Source organism: Hymenobacter cavernae (assembly GCF_014641455.1).
In the GTDB taxonomy this organism is placed as follows: Bacteria; Bacteroidota; Bacteroidia; order Cytophagales; family Hymenobacteraceae; genus Hymenobacter; species Hymenobacter cavernae.
This window is the reverse complement of sequence record NZ_BMHT01000003.1, coordinates 147,440-163,310: the sequence shown is the minus strand read 5'-3', so window position 1 is coordinate 163,310 and position 15,871 is coordinate 147,440. Positions and strand designations below refer to the sequence as shown.

The window sequence follows — 15,871 nt, the reverse complement described above, 5'->3', positions numbered from 1 at the left end:
TGTCGGGATTAACAACAGATCAGCTTGTTAGGAGCCAAAACCTAGCTTCTGCCGGCTTCGCTTGCCTCAGCAAAACCACCCAGGTACCACCAAAAATTGCGGCGGCACCTAGGTTACTCAGGCCCCTTACTGCGCCCGGCGCTTCTCGTCTTCGGCGCCGCTCTTGCGCTGGCCGGCAGCCGTGAGCTTGTCGTTGCCGAACCGCCAAGCCAACGAGAGCGTTACCACGCGCGAATCGCGGCGCAGGTAGAGGTCCTGGCGATAGTTGTTGTAGAGCGAGGTGGCGCGCAAGGGCGAGGTGTACAGAATATCCGTGGCCGCAAGCTTGAGGGTGCCTTTCGTGCCGAAAACTGCTTTTTGCAGGCCCACGTTCAGCTGCCCAAAAGGCCGGAAATCGAAGTACCCGACCTGCTGGCGCGACTCGTAGCTGGCATTCAGCTCCCCGCTCCAGCCTTTGCCCAAGGTGAGCGTGCTGTTGCTGCTCAGGCTAAACGCGGGGCGCCCTTTGTTCAGCGACGTGCCCGCCAGGTTCCCCTCGAAGTGGATGTAGTAGAACACCGCGTTATTGTAGATATTCAGCCACTTACCCACCGTAATCGGCGCCGTAAACGTGAGGGCCAGGTAATGCTGGCGCGTCAGGTTCACGTAGGTCGAAACGGTTGTGGTGTCGGTTTCGGGGTAGGCCACGTCGGTGATGGGGCTCCTAGTGATGCTGTAGCTGAGCGCGGTCGTGAATTTCTGTTTGAAGGTGTGGGTAAGCTCCACGTTGTAGCTGGTTTCCGGGCGCAGATTGGGGTTGCCTTTAGCGTAGGTCGCCGGGTCGATGATGCTGCGGAACGGGTTGAGCTGCCGGTACGAAGGCCGGTTGATGCGCCGGCTCAGGGAGGCACCTAGCTCGTGCTGGTCGCTGGCGGTATACTTCAGCGCCGCGCTGGGGAAGAGCTGGTAGTAGTTGCGCTGAAAGTTGTCGTCACTCACCACCTGCTTGCCCACGGCGTAGGTGTGCTCGCCCCGCAAGCCGGCCTGCACGTTCAGCTTACCCGCCGTCCGATTCAAATTCAGGTAGGCAGCCGAAATAACTTCATCGTAGCGGAAGTGATTCGTCAAACCTAGGTTGGTGGTTGTCACATCGTTGACGGTATTTTCGAACAGCACGTCGTTATCCGAATATACCCGACTGGTTTTGGCGCCGGCCTCCAGACGCGTCTGGGCATTCAGCGCCTGCGTGTAGTCGGCTTTCAGGGCCTGAATGGTCAGGAGGCTGGTCTGGTCGCCGGTAATGGTGGATTCTGGCAGATTTCCCAGCTCCGGCAAGATGGTCTGGCTTTGCAGTCGGCGCGTGTCGTAGCGGGCGTAATCGACATCGGCGGTCAGCTCCCGGCTGCCGGCTGCGGCATTAGCAAAGGTGTGTTTGAAGTTCAGATTGCCCGTAATGTTGGGGTTGTAGCCCTCACTCGTGCTGCGGGCCGTGTAATAATTCTGTACCTGGCCGCTGCCATCGTAGAAGGTGCTCGTGTTGGTGCCCGCGCCTCTCGGGTGCGGATTTGGCACCGCGAAACCCGCCAGAACGGCGCCTATCGTCGTATTCTTCGACAGGTTTACGTCGGCCCCGAGCTTATAAATCAGAAAATGATCCTGGCCGGTCAGGTAGTTGCGCTGGTCGCTGGTGCCATCGAGCACCGGGTTGTCGCCCTGCGGCTCGTAGAAGTAGCGGTAGGTGTTGCGGATGCCGAAACTATTGCGCCGCGTGTAGGTGGCCGAGGTGAAAAGGTTGAGCCCTTCGCGCCGATGATTGCCCGACAAGGTGCTGGTAAACTTCCCGTACTTCCCGCGTCCGTAGCTGGTATTCAAGGAGCCATTGGTACCTAGCCTTTGGTCCTTTTTGAGGTTGATGGCGATGATACCGGCGCCGCCCTGCGCGTCGTACTTGGCCGGCGGGTTGGTAATCAGCTCGATGTTCTTGAGCTGATCGGCAGGTAAAACGCGCAGATAGTCAGCTAGTTCGGAGCCCGTCATGGGCTGGCGCTTGCCGTCGATGAGCACCAGCAAGCCTTGCCGGCCGCGCAGGGCCAGGTTGTCGTTGGCATCCACGGTCACGCCGGGCGAGCGGCTCAGCACATCCAGCGCCGTGTTGCCGGCCGCTAGGGTGCTGCCTTCCACGTTCACCACGGTGCGGTCGGCCAGACGCTCAAACAACGGCTTCTGGGCGACTACCTGCACTTCTTTCAGTTGGGTGGCGGCGCTGGCTTGCAGGGTGATGCTCGGCAAGGCTAAGCCATTGGTCGACAATGTGAAAGGCTCGCTCCAATACCGTACAAAGCCGACCTGCGTCGCCGACAACCGGTAGCGCCCGGCGGGCGGGCGCTCGAAGCGAAAGGCCCCGCTTGCATCACTAAATTCGGTTTTTACGACGGCCGAATCGGCAGCGTGGTGCAGCGTAAGTGTGGCGTAGTCAATGGGTTTGCCCTCGGCGGTGCGCACGGTGCCCGTGATGCTGCCCGCATTCTGCGCCAGTGCAACGGGTGCCGCCAACGACAGCATCAGCAAGGCTAAGCTTTTGGCTATAAATACAATAAGACGTGTACACATTTTACTTTCAAATAGAGCGCAGTGCTGAGGTGAAAAGAGAAATGCCGCAGAAAGCTGATTTGGGCTTGCCGGACCAGCCAAAACCTAGCTTTGCTATGCGCCAAGCCTTATGAGGCGGCACGAGAGGCCTCGCTCCTACCGTATGCTAACCGGCTGTGCACGACCGGCGAAGAGGCAGGAGGAAGGCGAGAGAATGAAATTCAGACGGGGATACCGCGCGACTTTTGAATCGTTACAGAAAAAGCCAAACTTTTTTTAAGGGCTTACCGAACCGAAGGAAGGCGCAAGCACCGAAAACAAAAACGGCTTTGCCAGGCGAACCTGACAAAGCCGTTCAGCGAAACCTAGGCATTGGTGGTTGTGAAAACCTAGGTATTGCTTTACAGTAGATCCCGCCCTAATTACTTCACCTTAAATACCTTATCCAGAAAAGCCGCTGTGTAGCTCAGCGTCGGCTCAAACCACGGATTGAACAGCGGAAACGGGTGCGGCGAGTTAGGAAAGGTGTGAGTTTCGTGGTAGATGTGGTAGGTATCCAGCTTCTTAATCATATCCTCGCGGCCGGCGTGCATTCTGTCTACGGCGCTGTTGATGAAGACGATAGGCGGCGTTTTGGCGGTTACGTGGTTGAGGGCGCCGGCCTGATGCCACAGGTCGGGCTTTTCGGTTTTGGAGACGCCAAACCAGTACGTGGCCGCCGAAGGGCCTTTGCTGTCGTTGCCCTCACCTGATTCAGGGTGGATGAAAGCTAGGGTACCATCCACATCCACAATGGCTTGCACGCTGCTGGAGTGGCTCTTATTGCACGCGTCGCCCTCAAACTGCGCGTCGCCGTTGGTGGTGCCGATGAGGGAAGCGAGCTGCCCGCCGGCCGAGAAGCCCCACACGGCAATCCTGGTCGTATCAATCGGATATTGCCTGGCGTTGGCGCGCAGCCAGCGAATGGCGGCTTTCAGATCGTGGACCGCGGCCGGGTAAAGCGCTTCCGTGGAAAGCCGATAGTCGGCCGTCACGGTCACGTAGCCTTTCGCCGCAAGCTGCTGGGCCATAGGCACATGCTGCGAACGTTCGCCGGAGCGCCAGCCGCCGCCATAGATGAACAGCACCGCCGGATAGCCCTTTTTGCGCTTGGCCTTCGGGTAGAAAATATCGAGCTGCAAGCTGCGCGCGCCAAGGGTGCAGTACGTCAGATTCATCTTCGACTGGATGCTGGCGGGTGCCGCGGGCCGGGCAATGCTGATGTCGGGGTAATTCTTCTTGGCTTTGACGAACGCGCTGTACACGGTGAACGACGTATCTCGCTGAGCTGCTGGCTGCTGGCCAGCAGCATGTTGTGCGGCCAGCCAGAGCAGCAGGCCAATAAAGAGCCATTGTTTAGGCGAGAAGAAGCTTGTCATTATAGCATTATTCAAAGTGTCGGAATCTGGCGGGAAGGAGGCTGCCTGCGTGAATTTAGGGCAGTTTCCTCAATTTCTGCGTCCTGATAATCTGTTTGGTCTACCAGCCAAAAAATCGTTTGCTGCGTAGTACTAAGCTCACTTTGATCACCGTTGAGTTTGACAGCAGCCAAAGCAGCACTGCCTGCCTTTTGCCCTAAAACAACCCGCACCGCATGGATCTGAACCACACCAACCTAGGTCTCACGGCCAGCCGTGAGGAAGAGCGCCCCGAAGAGGAATTTGAGAACCCATTGCCCCGCGCCGTCCTCCGGCTCAACAACCACCAGCTGCTCGACGGCGAGTGGAAATTTGCCATCGACGTAGACGATTGCGGCCTGCGCGAGGGCTGGTACCTAGGTCATCACTACGAACACACCGCCAACTGGCCCGGCTCGGTGGAGATGCACATGGCCCAGGCCAAAGGCCAGGCCAGCCCGGTAGCGTGGCAGGACAAAGTGGTGGCCTGGTACGAGCGCGAGTTCACGATGCCGGAGCGCGGCGAGCCTCAGTCCCGCTCCATGTTTCAGCTCACGTTTGGGGCCTGCGGCTACGAAACGCGGGTGTGGCTCAACGGCCACTTGCTGCATACTATTGAGGGAGAGGAAGTTCACTATGGTGAATACACGTCCTTTTCCTACGAAATTCCAGAGAACATTCTGCACCTGGGCAACCGCCTGACGGTGCGCATCGTGGATACGATGGACGCCGACCTGCCCCGCGGCAAGCAGGAGTCGCACGTGTATAAGCGCGGCGGCATCTGGTACCAGACCTACACCGGCGCGGTGCGCAGCGTGTGGCTGGAGATGGTGGAGCGCAACCGCCTCCGTTCCCGCCTGGGTGTGGTGAGCGTGGTGGAAGATCAGCTCGTGCGCTTCAACGTGACGATGCGCATCCACGACCCCGGCAACTACATCGTGCGGCTGAAAGTGTTTGCCCGTGACTCGCACGACGCCGAGCCCCTGGCCACCTCCGACTTCCCGATGCGTCTGGAAGCCGGGCAAAAGCAGCAGCGCCTCGTGATGGAAGTGCCGGATGCGCAGCTCTGGTCGCCGGAGTCGCCGACGCTTTACCGCCTGGTGGCCCAACTAATTGACAGTGACGGCTATGAGGCACAGATTGAGGCTTACTTCGGTTTGCGCAAAATCGAGGCGCGCGGCTGCCACGTGTACCTGAACAACCAACGGATTTACCTGGATGGCATTCTGTATCAGCCCGGTACGGCTACGTTTGCCGAGATGCAGCGCCACATGTACGCCATGAAGGAGCTAGGTTGCAACCTGGTGCGCGTACACATTGCCGGCATCGACCCGCGCATCTACAACCTGGCCGACGAGCTAGGTTTGTTGCTGTGGGTGGAAGTGCCGAGCCCGCACAGCTCCACGGCACGCAGCCGCCGCAACCACAAAGCCGAATTGCTGCGGATGCTGGCGCTGATTGAGACGCACCCGTCCATCGTCATATGGAGTCTCTACAACGAAGACTGGGGCGTGCAGGATATTGCCACCAGCACCAAGACCCAGAAGTATATCGTTGATACTTATCACTATATGCAGCTGGCGCACCCGCAGTTCTTAGTGGTCGATAATGACGGCTGGCACCACATTTCCTTTACGGGGCGCCTGAAATCGGACCTGCTCACGGCTCACCTCTACACGCCCGACCTAGGTCGGTGGCGCGAGCTGCTCGACCGGCTCGTGCACGGCGAAATGGAAGGCACCGCCGCCTTTCCGCTCGTGGTAGGCGACCCGTTCTTCTACCGCCATCAGGTGCCGTTGATTGTGAGCGAGTGGGGCGGTTTCGGCTTTCCCGACTACGGCGGCCCCGCCGACGATGCCGAGCGCACCGAGCGCATCCGACAGTTCAAACAGGAGCTGCGCGCCCGCCCCATCGCCGGCGACGTGTACACGCAGGCCACCAACATCGAAGACGAGCGCAACGGCATCATCGACGCCCAAACGGGGGCGCTGAACGTGCCGGCAGGCTTGCTGGCGTCGGGGCCGTTGGAGCAGCCGAAAGTGGCGAATTGAGATCAAAAAGCACCTTGTCGTTCTGACACTAGAAAAAGCCAGCCCGGTTGCGTACGCAACCGGGCTGGCTTTTTCTGCGCCATTGCTTCTGTGCCGCTAGTGCATGCGGTCGTTGCGCACGGGCAGGTTCGTCACGATTTCGCCTTCGATCTTGAGCAGCTCCTGCAAGCGCGCGTCGACTTCCTGCGGATCGCAGTACTCCTTGGCCAGGTCGACGTAGGCCACGAAGTGTCCGGCTTCAGAGGCCATCAGCTCGTAGTAGAACTGACTCAGGTCGGGGTCGGGAATGTGCTTCCAGAGCAGCTTAAACCGCTCGCACGACCTAGCTTCGATGAGCGCAGACACCAGCAGCTGATCCATGAGCTGCCGCTCGCGGGCGCCGCCCTTGCGCACATGGCTCATAAGCTGCACCACGTACTCGTCGCGCCGCGGCTTGCCCAGCTCGAAGCCGCGCTTGCGCAGCTCCCGCACCACCCGCTCGAAATGCTCCCACTCCTCGGCCACCAGACCAGTCAGCTCATCGACGAGGCGCGTCTTCTCCGGATATTTCACGATCAGGCTGATACCTGTACTCGCTGCCTTCTGCTCGCAGTACGCATGGTCCACCAGAATATCCTCGATGTTCTTGCTGGCAATATCCACCCACCTAGGGTCGGTATTGAGCTTTAGCTTAAGTATGGTTTTCTCTTTCATGAGCGGTGAGTTGGTGAAATGGCGAGTTGGTGAGTTAGTGAAATGGTGAGTTCTCTGCTTCGTTTGCTCAACTTGCACATTCAGATATCTACTCACTATTTCACTAACTCGCCATCTCACCATCTCACTAGTTAAAGAACTGCCAACGGATGCCAAACTGGAAGCGGCGGGGTAGGCCGGTGTAGTAAGGCGTGGTGAAGTAGCCGTCGCGGTAGAGGCCCTGGTTGATGTAGGCCATTTTCAGGAACACCCCCACGGTTTTGATGTCGGCGTTCAGGAACACATCGAAGAGCGCATAGTTGCGAATAGTGAAGTGGTCCTGCACGTAAAACTGCTGGGTGTTCGGGTTGTAGTCGTAGCCCCGGAAGCGCGACTGGTAGTACATCTGCGCGCCTATTTGCCCGAACAGCGCGTTCTTAAAAACAGCGCCTTGGTAGTAGATCCTGGAAGTGGCTACGAGCGCCGGAATGCGCAAGCCTTCCCCGTCGCCGCCCGCCGTGTAGGTGCCCTCGTTGTCGGTGTAGAGCTTGCCGATGTGGAAGCGGTGTCGCACCCCCACGGTCAGGAGCTGTTTTGAGCTGGTAAGCTGTTGCGGCTCGGCATTGCGGTCGTAGTACACCAGGTTGCCGATAGTGACTGCCGTTGCGGAAGCCTCCAGGTGATGAGTACCTAGGGTTTGATTCAGGCGGCCTGTGAGTTGGGTTACATTGGTGTTATCGAACTTGGAGCTGAATCTGTTCCCTGGGCGGTTTGTATCAGGCCGCACGACATCATTGCTGGCAGAGCGATGATTCCAGTCATAATGCGCGCCGAAGAATTCGTCCTGTGTAAAGGTAGGCGCGTAAGAACTACTAGCTACTTCGCCGCTGAGCGGCCCTACACGAGCTAATGCGCGAAACCAGTATTCGCCTAGCTCGCTTGTGCCAGTCGTGCCAAACGAGCCAAATGAAGGCAGTATCTCCCCGGCCGTTTCAATTGCAAAGATTTTATAACGAAAAGCTGCCGTACCCCCTAGGATCACTTGAGAACCGGAACGCGGATTAGTAGGCGCATACAAGACAGACAGGCTATCAAGCGTGCGTGTCGTGAGGCTGAAATTGCGAAGGCGACCGTAGAGCCGGTAATCGACGGTATTGCTGTGACCTAGCACCCCAAACGTATTTTCCAGCTGCCGATAATTGGCCTGATCATCCACATTCGCCAGACCATACCGTCTGAAGGGATAAAAGCTTGCTGTATCCTGCGCATTATCCGTATACTGTACGGACTGACGACGCCAGTCAAACGTATGAAATGCCGTAAGGCCCCTACCTAGCAACTGGTAGGTTTGGGTGAAGTGCAGCTGGTCGCGGTCGTCGCGGTTCACGGCCTGAGTCAGCCACACGTTGGCCCGCTCGTAGCCGAACCAGGTGGTATCCGCAGGCAGACGCCGGACGCCGCCTTGCTCTGCCGCTTCGTACCGCCCGGTCGTGAAGTTGGCCACCAGATGATAGCGTCCATCTTCCGTCTGGTAGCGCGTGAACAGCAGCACGTTAGATTGTTCCGCCAGCCCTGATCTTCGGGGAACATACAGCGCCTTATTGCCCGCAATACGCTCATACGCTACCCCCACGTTGAAATTCTTACCCAGGCTGCGCGTATAGGAGATTTCGAACACCTGCTCGCCGAGGCCGCTCTGCACGTAGCGAATGAACGTGTAGGGCGAGCGGGTATCGTAGTAGGGAATGGTGGTAGCGTCGCGGAAGTAGCGGTTGAACGCGTCGCGCCCCATGCGGGCCCCGATCTGGGTGTTCATCTGCCACAGCAACGGCCGCGACGCCGTGCCCATGTTACCTAGGTCCTGCTGGTAGGTGGTGTCGTGGGTCCAGTAGCGCGGGTTTTGAAGATTGGTAATGGCCGTATCCACCATCACTCCTTTGTAGTTTTCGCGCAGAATATCGGCTTCGCGCAGAATTAGCGTGGTCTTCGGGCCGTAAAGCGTCTTGGTGGAGTCATCCAGAATCTGCGCCCGGCTGGCTACCGGCAGCAGGCCTAACGCGCAGATCAGCAGCAGCCCAAGCCGCCGGAATACGGATTGCGGAAGCACGCAAACAGGAGAAAAGCGCAACGGCGCACGAAAGGTCGAAGGCAAAAGCAGGTCAGACAACAGCTTGGGGCTGAAATAACGACGTGAGCATCTGTTGCAGGCGAGCGGCGCCATCAGCGAGAAACTGCACGTCAATCGGAATATAAAAGATAGGCAATTGGGCAATGGCCGCTGCCAGCTCGGGGGCCAGCAGGCGGGCAGCATCCTTTTGAGTGGTAAAAACGCATTGTCCGGCCCGACATTGCGCGGCCACTGCTGCAATATCGGCAGCCGAAAACACATGGTGGTCGGCGAAAGCCACGTGGTGGGTAATCTGGTAGCCGGCCGCCAGCAGATACTCACGCAATGGCCCCGGCTGGGCAATGCCCGTGAGCAGCACAATCTCTTTCCCGACCAGCGCTGATGCGCTGGTAACGGGTACCGGCGCACCATAGGCATACGTCGAAAACAGCACGGGTACGCCGGGCCGCGCGTAGCGCCGAACCCGGGCCGCAATAGCGCGTTGTGCATCATCCGGCAAGCCAGGTGCGCACTTCGTCACGACCACCACATCCGCCCGGCGGGCCCCGCGCCGGCTCTCGCGCAGACGCCCGGCCGGCAGCACATAGTCACGGTAAAAAGGCCGCTGCTGCTCGGTGAGCAGGATGCTCAGCGCCGGGCGCACGCGGCGGTGTTGATAGGCATCATCGAGCACCACGTTTGTTATATCTAGTTTATTATCAAGGATTTGCGCAACTCCGGCGCGACGATCTTCGCACACGGCAACGGGTACGCTGGCGCCGGAATCCTGGTAGTGCTGCAAGGGCTCGTCGCCGAGCGTGGCAGCGGTATCGGTAGCGCCTGCCAGGCGGTAGCCGCGCGTGCGGCGGCCGTAGCCACGACTCAACACAGCGGGCTTTTCGCCCTGGGCCAGCAGCTCCCGCACCACCCATGCCACGTGGGGCGTTTTGCCCGTGCCGCCCACCCGCAGGTTGCCCACGCTGATAATTGGCACCGGAAAGCTAGCTGATGCTTTCAGGCCTGTGTCGTAGAGCCAGTTGCGCACAGCCATAACCCCGGCATAAAGCCAGGCAAAAGGCAGCAGCAGAACAGCAAGCAGCGAAGGCATTGACCAGATTATAACAGATAGCAGCGCAACAAAAATACAGGGAATATGGTGAGGTGGAGAAATGGCGAAATAGTGAGGTTATGATTTAAGCAGATTTCCTTGAAGAAGAGTAACGCTACGCTCTACTTCGACTCACCGCGTAAGAGCTACAAGAATGCTAGCAGCCTGCCGAGCCAGGGAACAACCTAGCTTTACTTCCGCAGCGCAGGAACCGTAAACGCACCATCTCACCAGTTCACCACCTCACCATCTCGCTGATGACCTTCGCCGACCGCCTGCTTCATTTTCTCACGAGTTTTCCGTTGCCGGCCACGCTGCCGGAGGAAGTCGAGGCCATCAGCCCCTACCAGCAGGCTACGCCGCTGGCGTTGCTTACTCAATTCGCCGAACACTACTACGCTGACAATCAGCCACGCGTAGCCTTGCTGGGCATCAATCCCGGCCGCCTGGGCAATGGCCGCACCGGCGTAGCGTTCACCGATCCTATCGCCCTCGCCGCCTGGGGCATCGACAACGACCTGCCCCGCCGCCGGGAGCCGTCGAGCGAGTTTGTGCAGGAAGTGGTGCTGGCGATGGGCGGACCGCAGGTGTTTTACCAGCACTTTTTCCTCGGCTCGCTCTACCCGCTGGTGCTGCTGCGCCACGGTCTCAACTACAATTTCTACGACTCCCCTGCCGTGACGACCGCGCTGTGGCCCGCTATTCAAGATGCGATGCAGCGGCTGACCCAGGAAGTTGGGCTTGCTCGCCACGCGGCTATTTGTTTGGGTCGCCGCAACGGCAAGTACTTTCAAAAGCTCAACAAAGAGCTAGGTTTGTTCGGCGAAATCATCGTGCTCGACCACCCGCGCTACCTCATGCAGTACAAGCGCCGGGCGCTGGCCGAGAATGTTGCGCGCTACGTGGAGGTGCTGGAATCACTTAAAAAATGAGTTTTTCGCTCAACCTTGCCTCATACACTCTGCACTAGAACACCCAATTTTCAATTCTTAATTCATAATTTTTAATTCCTCCCAATGCCTACCGTTGCCGACCTAGCCCGCGTGCTTGAAGCCGCCGCGCCCCTCGCCTACCAGGAATCGTATGATAATGCTGGCTTGCAGTGCGGCGACCCGCGGGCGGAAGTAAAAGGCGTCCTCATCACGCTGGACTGCACGCCCGCTGTCGTTGAGGAAGCCATTCGGCGCGGGTGCAATGTTGTGGTGGCGCATCATCCGGTGGTATTCAAGCCGTTGAAACGCCTGACCGGCGCCAACGAAGTCGAGCAAACGATGATAAAAGCCATCAAGAACGACGTGGCTATCTACGCGGCGCACACCAACCTCGACAACGTGCTGGCCGGCGTGAACCGCAAGCTGGCCCAAAAGCTAGGTCTGGAAAAGCTGCGCATCCTGGACCCGAAAAGTGGTTTGCTAGCCAAGCTAGCCGTGTACACGCCGCCCGAATACGCCGAGCAGGTAGTGGAGGCGCTCTACGCCGCCGGCGCCGGCCAGATTGGCAATTACCATGATTGTAGCTTTCGCTTCCCAGGCCTAGGTACCTTCACACCCGGCCCCGACACCAACCCGTTTCAGGGCGAGCCGGGTAGCGCCGAGCGCACCGACGAAGTGCGCGTGGAAGTGCTGCTGCCCTTGCATCGGCAGCGTGCTATCTTGAGCGCCATGCGCGCTGCTCACCCCTACGAGGAAGTGGCCTACGATCTGATTCGGCTCGAAAACGAGCACCAGGAAGTAGGCTCCGGCATGATCGGTGAGCTTCCGAAAGCGCTGAGCCCGAATGAGTTCCGGGCGCACCTGCGGCAGAACCTAGGTGTGCCTGTGGTGAAACACACGGCTTTCGACAAGCCCATCCGGAAAGTAGCGCTGTGCGGTGGCGCGGGTAGCTTCCTGACCAGCAAGGCCCGCGCAGCCGGCGCCGACGCGTACGTGACGGCCGACCTGAAGTATCACGAGTTTTTCGGCGCCGAAGGCCAGCTGATGCTTTGCGACGTGGGCCACTTTGAAAGCGAGCAATTCACCGGCGAGCTATTCCAGGATTTGCTTACCGCGAACTTTACGAGTAATTTTGCGGTCTTAATCGCTGAGACCCCCACAAACCCTGTCCGATATGATTTCTAATCCTTCCACGGAGACCCCCGTTGCCAGTAAGCTGGAAGCCCTTCTGAACCTGCAGCGCATTGACTCGCAGCTCGATGAAATCCGGCGCGTGCGCGGCGACTTGCCCGAAGAGGTGCGCGACCTGGAGGATGAGATTGCCGGCTACGAGGTCCGCGTCAGCAAGTTCGACGAAGAAATTGCGGGCCTGAATGACCAAATCAAGCAGCGCAAGCAAGCCGCGAAAGATGCCGAAGGCCTCATCAAAAAGTATGAGGAGCAGCAGCAGAACGTACGCAACAACCGTGAGTACGAGGCCATTGCCAAAGAAATTGAGCTGCAAAAGCTGGAAATCCAGATTTCTGAGAAGAAGATCAAGGAGGCCCAATACCAGATTGATCTGAAGAACACGGAAATCGCCGGTACCAAGCAGCGTCTGGATGAGCGCAAAAAAGACCTCACCAACAAGAAAGGCGAGCTGGAAACCATCGTGAGCGAAAGCGAAAGCGAGGAAAAAACGCTCATGGACGAGCGCGGCAAAGCCACTCAACCCATCGAAGACCGTCTGCTGACGGCGTATACGCGTATCCGCGGTAACGTGCGCAACGGTCTCGCCGTCGTGACAGTGAAGCGCGACGCTTGCGGCGGTTGCTTTAACACGGTCCCTCCTCAGCGTCAGGCTGATATCATCTCGCACAAGAAAATCATCGTGTGTGAGCACTGCGGCCGCGTGCTGGCCGACGTTGATTTCAAAGCAGCCTAGGTTTATAGCTATTGCCTGTAAGAAGAAAAGGAACGGCCTCGGTCGTTCCTTTTTTATTGAGCTGAATGAAGGTTCCCGCAGAGGTGCGCAGAGGGTTTCGCAAAAGGGCGCAGAGGGCAGTCATGCTCGTATTGATTACGACCTCTGCGAACCTCTATGAAACCCTCTGTGCACCTCTGCGGGAACCCTCGCAAGCGCCGATTGAGCTAGTCGCTGCCAACGACCAGCTAGCTCCCGACGCTCGCCGCGCGTATGCTGAAGTACTAAAGTTGCGCCCCGAGCCCGCTCGCACGCTACTCCGCACTGCTTCGCCTACGGCCGCTGGCACCCTGCTCGTTGCCGACTGCGCCGACTTCACAGAGCTGATGATCAGCCAGGAAGCCACGCGCTACACCAAGACGATAGAAGCGCAGAACCACCGGCTGGAACTGCTGGCGAAGTCCAAGGAGCGCGGCCCCTTGCCAAGCTACGCGGCGGCGGAGCTTCGGCTGCACCAGGCGGCGGCTCAGGTCACGTTTGGGCATGAAGTGCAAGGTGCCTGGAACTTACGCCAGACCTACTTGCAGATGCAAGCCGTGGTGCAACGCTATCCTGGCTTTCTGCCGGCTCGCAAAACGCTGGGGCTGTGTCAGTTCTTTATCGGAGCGCTGCCGCCGGGCTACCGCTGGTTTTTGAAGCTGCTGGGCTTAAGCAGCAGCACCGAGGCCGGTTTGCAAAACCTAGGTCTGGCTGCTCAGCGCCCCAACGATTTCCAGCCGGAAGCCCAGATTCTGCTTGCCCTTATTCAAGAGTCGTATTACAAAAAGCCCGGCCAAGCCAGTCAGCTCCTCACGCGCTTAGCCAATCAGCAGCCCGACAACCTATTGTACAGCTATCTGGTTATCAGCCTGAATAAGCGCCAGCACCAGACCGAGCGCGCCCTGGCAGCCTATCGTGCCCGCCCCGAGGGTGCGGGCTACCTGCCGCTGCCGTACCTGCATCACATGGCCGCCGATTTGTTGCTGTACCAGGGCAAGTACGCGGCCGCCGAGCACGCTAACCTGCTGTTTTTGAGGCAATACCACGGCCAGCACTACCGCAAGGATGCTGCCTTCAAGCTCTACCTGGCGGCCTGGCTTGCTAACGACGCAACCGCAGCCAACCGCTACCGCCAGCAGATTGATGCCACGGGCCGCACGGCGGTGGAGGAAGACGCCTATGCGCAGCGCTTCTACGAAGATAAGCTGCCCTTAAATCGGCTGCTCACCCGCGCCCGCCTTCAGATTGATGGTGGCTACTACCGGGAAGCCCTGGCGACGTTGCGAACCTTTTCACCTGCTGCTGCCACACCCCTTCGCGACCAGTTGGAGTGGCCTTACCGCTGGGCCCGCGCCTACCACGGCCTAGGTCGCCTGGATTCTGCGCGCCTGTTCTACGCCCGTACCATCGCACTTGCCGGGCGGGCACCGTACTATTTTGCGCCGCAAGCCGCGTTACAGATGGGCTATCTTTGCCAGGCTGATGGTCAGGTAAATCTGGCGCGGGTCTACTTTCAGAAGGTGCTGGATTCGCCCAAGCACGAGTACAAGAACAGCACCGATGCCAAAGCAAAAATTGCCTTGGTCGAGTTAAAGTAGTTTATCAGCTAAATCTAGCTTACTGCTTAAAAATCTGATACTTTGGTAGCCATTATTTCTTTTGCCTCGCTTCCTGTATCGCCCGAAGATTTCCGGGCGCGGGCGCTGCATTGGGCGGCTCAGTTTCGTTACTGCGCCTACTTCGATCCCAACGACCTAGCCTATCCTGAAGGTCCCTTCGACCGAATGCTAGGTGTCGCCAATGCAGCCGACGACGCTCCTACTTCGCTGGCCGAGCTGCGCCCCTGGCTCCAACAGCCACCGGCTTCCGGACCTAGGTTTGGCATCCTCACCTACGAGCTAAAAAATGAGATTGAAGCCCTGCACAGTCGGCACTTCTCGGGCTTGCAGTGGCCAGCGCTGCACTTCTTCACGCCTCAAACCTGGCTCTGCTGGCGCTTGGACACAGTAGAAATTCACGGGGAAACGGCAGGCGTCCTGGCCGCCATCCTAGCCACTGAACCACCTGTTCCTGCTGCTCCGCGCGTAGCGGCTATGCACCCGCGCCTACCCAAGGCCGACTACCTGACGACGGTAGAAGCTATTCGCGAAGATATTCTCAATGGCGAGGTCTACGAGCTGAACCTCTGCATGGAATTCTACGCCGAAGCCGTTGCACTCGATCCGGCGGCTACTTTTCGGCGCCTGAATGAAGCGTCGCCGATGCCTTTTGCGGGTTTCTATAAGTGGGAGGATTATTACTTGCTTTGTGCTTCGCCCGAACGGTTTCTGGCTCATTATTACCCGAGCATCATTTCTCAGCCTATCAAAGGCACTGTTCGGCGCGGCGCGACACCTGCCGAGGACGAACAGCAGCGCCAGCAATTACTACACGACGAAAAGGAGCGCGCCGAAAACCTGATGATTGTGGACTTGGTGCGCAACGACCTAGCTCGGGTAGCCAAAACCGGCTCCGTGCAAGTGCCTGAGCTGTTCGGCCTGTATCCTTTCCGAAACGTTTGGCAGATGATTTCAACTGTCGAGGCCGAGTTGCGCCCCGACGTAGACGTAGTAGACGTACTGCGAGCGACCTTCCCCATGGGCTCCATGACCGGCGCTCCAAAAGTGCGCGCTATGCAGCTCATCGAGCACTATGAGCGCACCCGCCGCGGCCTCTACAGCGGCAGCCTAGGTTACGTGTGGCCCGACGGTGAATTTGAGTTCAACGTGGTCATTCGCTCGTTGCAGTACAACGCCGCTACCGGCTACCTCAGCTTTCAGGTTGGCTCGGCCATCACCTACGATTCAGTGCCGGAGCGTGAGTACGAAGAATGCCTGTTGAAAGCCAAGGCGATACTGGAAGTGCTTGGATCCGTTGTCAGTTAACATTTAACATTTAATATATACAATTTACCAATTCACACTCTACCCGTTACTTGGACATATTCACAACGACAACAATAACCAAGCACACCATTGATCAATTACCATTCTACCCGTTATCTTAACCTAGGTAC

The 15,871-nt window shown here is 58.4% G+C and carries 11 protein-coding genes; 6 read left to right on the top strand and 5 right to left on the bottom strand.

Features of this window, described 5'->3' with window-relative positions; translation table 11 throughout:
* Positions 1–126 precede the first annotated feature (126 nt).
* The gene (locus tag IEX74_RS08900) at positions 127–2,589 is read right to left on the bottom strand and encodes a TonB-dependent receptor domain-containing protein (RefSeq protein ID WP_229755173.1); all 2,463 of its coding nucleotides are present in this window, start codon (positions 2,587–2,589) and stop codon (positions 127–129) included.
* Positions 2,590–2,990: 401 nt separating this feature from the next.
* Complete coding sequence (locus IEX74_RS08895; RefSeq protein WP_188813260.1) at positions 2,991–3,986, bottom strand: alpha/beta hydrolase; 996 nt, start codon at positions 3,984–3,986, stop codon at positions 2,991–2,993.
* A 215-nt stretch (positions 3,987–4,201) separates the two neighbouring features.
* On the opposite strand from IEX74_RS08895, the gene IEX74_RS08890 reads away from it, so the two are divergent.
* The gene (locus IEX74_RS08890) at positions 4,202–6,055 is read left to right on the top strand and encodes a glycoside hydrolase family 2 protein (RefSeq protein WP_188813258.1); all 1,854 of its coding nucleotides are present in this window, start codon (positions 4,202–4,204) and stop codon (positions 6,053–6,055) included.
* Positions 6,056–6,151: 96 nt separating this feature from the next.
* Here the strand turns inward: IEX74_RS08890 and IEX74_RS08885 are convergent, their stop codons facing one another.
* The 3 genes from IEX74_RS08885 to lpxK form a co-directional block, all read right to left on the bottom strand.
* Positions 6,152–6,748, bottom strand: a complete 597-nt coding sequence (locus IEX74_RS08885; protein WP_188813256.1) for a MiaE family protein — start codon at positions 6,746–6,748, stop codon at positions 6,152–6,154.
* 127 nt (positions 6,749–6,875) lie between these two features.
* Entirely contained in the window at positions 6,876–8,834 is a 1,959-nt protein-coding gene (locus tag IEX74_RS08880; protein ID WP_188813253.1) for a putative porin, read from the bottom strand.
* A 52-nt stretch (positions 8,835–8,886) separates the two neighbouring features.
* Positions 8,887–9,942: a tetraacyldisaccharide 4'-kinase gene (gene lpxK, locus IEX74_RS08875; RefSeq protein WP_188813251.1), complete on the bottom strand. Its 1,056-nt coding sequence runs from the start codon at positions 9,940–9,942 to the stop codon at positions 8,887–8,889.
* 257 nt (positions 9,943–10,199) lie between these two features.
* On the opposite strand from lpxK, the gene IEX74_RS08870 reads away from it, so the two are divergent.
* The 5 genes from IEX74_RS08870 to IEX74_RS08850 all read left to right on the top strand — a co-directional run bounded on the left by IEX74_RS08870 (position 10,200) and on the right by IEX74_RS08850 (position 15,740).
* On the top strand, positions 10,200–10,874 hold the full coding sequence (locus tag IEX74_RS08870) for a uracil-DNA glycosylase family protein (RefSeq protein WP_188813249.1): 675 nt from the start codon (positions 10,200–10,202) through the stop codon (positions 10,872–10,874).
* An 84-nt stretch (positions 10,875–10,958) separates the two neighbouring features.
* Positions 10,959–12,059: a Nif3-like dinuclear metal center hexameric protein gene (locus tag IEX74_RS08865; RefSeq protein WP_188813247.1), complete on the top strand. Its 1,101-nt coding sequence runs from the start codon at positions 10,959–10,961 to the stop codon at positions 12,057–12,059.
* Positions 12,049–12,798 carry a zinc ribbon domain-containing protein gene (locus IEX74_RS08860; protein ID WP_188813244.1) on the top strand — a complete coding sequence of 250 codons (750 nt, stop codon included), beginning with the start codon at positions 12,049–12,051 and terminating at the stop codon, positions 12,796–12,798. Before IEX74_RS08865 ends, IEX74_RS08860 begins: the two co-directional genes overlap by 11 nt.
* Positions 12,799–12,929: 131 nt before the next feature.
* The gene (locus IEX74_RS08855; protein ID WP_229755169.1) at positions 12,930–14,414 is read left to right on the top strand and encodes a tetratricopeptide repeat protein; all 1,485 of its coding nucleotides are present in this window, start codon (positions 12,930–12,932) and stop codon (positions 14,412–14,414) included.
* A gap of 42 nt (positions 14,415–14,456) precedes the next feature.
* Positions 14,457–15,740 carry an anthranilate synthase component I family protein gene (locus IEX74_RS08850; protein ID WP_229755168.1) on the top strand — a complete coding sequence of 428 codons (1,284 nt, stop codon included), beginning with the start codon at positions 14,457–14,459 and terminating at the stop codon, positions 15,738–15,740.
* Positions 15,741–15,871 lie beyond the last annotated feature (131 nt).